Here is a 2,539-nt window from a genome sequence, read left to right on the forward strand (position 1 = left end):
TAATATATAATCAACTATTTAAGGGAAGTAGAAGTAACGAGGACTTTTATGAATTAATATCCTATACCTTAACTGTTATGAATGAAAAGGAAGAGTAAATGAAACTGTTATTTAAGTTAGCTAAGGATAATTTAAAAAGGAATAAGGAAATATATTTACCGTATTTTATTACTTTAATAATTTCTGTAGTTATCTTTTTTCTAATAATTAACTTTTCCCTTAACCCTAGCCTAGATGGAGAAATAAAAGAGTATGAAAGAATAACAAGTATTACGAATGAACAAGGAGGATATAGCTTTGAAAATGAAAGGGAGGCTAGAGTATCAGAACTTGGATATACATATATAAGTCTAAGGAACTTATTATTTAAGACTACAATTATAGTAGGTGGAATGTCGGTTATTTTTAATTTATACTCAGTTAATTTCCTTAACAGAAAGCGTTCAATGGATTATGGAATCTATAATGTTTTAGGAATGGACAAAAGGCATATTAATAAATTAGTAGTTCTTGAAATATTTTTATTAAATTTAACGGCTATTTTTATTGGTATATTAACGGGAATTGTTTTAGATAGATTTAATTTTTTAACAATGAGTAAGGTTTTTAATTTAGATAAAATAATTATATCCTACATTAGTCCAAGGGCAATTATTTATACATTAATCCTATTTATAGTAATTACCTTAACATCCTCCTTATGGAGTACAATTTACTTAAGTGGCAAAAAAACACTGGAATTAATATATGGAAAAAGGTCGGAAAATAAAGGACTTATTTTTAATATAGTATTTTCTGTACTAGGTATTTTCCTTATTGGATTAGGGTACTTTTTTGCTTCAAAGTATTCATTTTCCAGCCTATATACACAAGACCAATATATAGAACTACCTAAATTGGCCTTTGTAATATTTTTAATTATACTTGGAACATATTTACTCTTTCAAGGCTTTACTACTGTAATTATAGAATTTATAAAAAAGTTTAAAGGAATTTATAAAAGAAAAAATAATTTTATTGCTATATCCAACCTATCCTATAGACTAAGGGAAAATGCCATATCGCTAGGAACAATAACAATACTAGGACTTATGCTATTATTGTTTATATTCTTGTCCCTGGTATCCTATTATGGCTTTACTAAAGAAGAAAAACAGGCAGATTTATATGTAGAAGTATTTGGTGAAAATTATATAAAAAAGATAGATTCCTTTGTTTCTAAGGTAGTAGAAGAGGAAGGATTTGAAGTAGATAATAGCTATAGAGTTGGAATTTTAGGCGGAATAAAAGTAACAGAAAAAAACAATATAGAAATGTTTAAGAATAATAAAGGCAACTTTAGATTTTTATCTCTAATAAAAGTTTCAGAGTATAATAGGGCATTTAAAGAAAATGTTAAATTAAAGGATAATGAAACTATAATTTTTGGAAATATTTTAGAATCAAAGGAAGAAATGGAAAATGAAATTTTACCTACTATTACTTTATTTGAGAAAAAATTAAAAGTTAAAGCCATTGAAAGTAGTGATGACAATGAGATTTTAGAATCTTTTAGAAATTCATATTTACTGCTTATTCCCGATAAACTATATGAAGAATTTGTAGGAAAGTACTATAAAATTCCAGAAAATGTCGTAGATATTGATGAAGAAGGAAACTATATAAGTGATACAGGGGAGAAAGTCTATAGTCCTATTGATTCTGCTAGTAAATATTTAATCTATAAATTCAAAGGCGATGAAAACAAAATTTATAACTTTATGAAAAGTGTAAGTACAAATGGCACAGAGTTATACGATGAAAACTTATCATATCATTTTACTTATCATTTTAATCCAAAGTTTATGGATGAAAATATTATTACTAGAGGTTCCTATATATTTGCAAGTATTTACCTAACTATTTTACTTGCCCTTAATTTCTTTGTAATTTTATACTATAAACAAATAGTGGAAGGTTATAAGGATGTAGGACAATTTAAAAAACTTTTTAAAATTGGTCTTAATGAAAAAGAAATAGTAAAAACTATGAATAGGCAAATTAATATATTTTTCTTTTTACCCTTGGTAATTTCCGTTATACATTTTATATTTTCCAGTAAAATACTATCTAATATTATAACGTATATAAATATTTCATCTAATAATGAATTGAAAAGGTATATTATTATTGCTACGTTAGTCTATATAGTTTTTTATATTATTCTCTATTATATAACCTTAAAAAAATATAGAACTATAATCTTAAATAGAACAAAAACAAGGGATTAACAAGAATATATTTTATTAAGTAAGACATATAAAAGGCTCTTTGTCAAATAGTGTTGATGAAGAAAATAATAATATTTGCGGTTCAAGCTAAGAAGCTTGAGCCGCTATTTCATTTTCAAAACCTTTAAACTTAAACTTATGAAAACATAACATAATCCTTAATCTGAAATTATCAAAACTACGATAACCATAAGAAACTCTTTTAATTAACTTAATCTTATTATTAATACCTTCAATCCTTCCATTGCTAAAATTACAGTCCATAGTAT

At 25.2% G+C, this 2,539-nt stretch carries 2 protein-coding genes; one reads left to right on the top strand and one right to left on the bottom strand.

From position 1 onward, the window contains the following. Positions 1 to 98: 98 nt before the first annotated feature. Entirely contained in the window at positions 99 to 2,270 is a 2,172-nt protein-coding gene (locus tag WAO56_RS01965) for an FtsX-like permease family protein (RefSeq protein WP_422143768.1), read from the top strand. Between the two features lie 87 nt (positions 2,271 to 2,357). Here the strand turns inward: WAO56_RS01965 and WAO56_RS01970 are convergent. Beyond that, on the bottom strand, positions 2,358 to 2,539 hold a 182-nt coding region (locus WAO56_RS01970; protein WP_422146227.1), incomplete at its 5' end, for a transposase.

Origin of the sequence: Miniphocaeibacter sp., assembly GCF_049276255.1 — a bacterium.
In the GTDB taxonomy this organism is placed as follows: Bacteria; Bacillota; Clostridia; order Tissierellales; family Peptoniphilaceae; genus Miniphocaeibacter.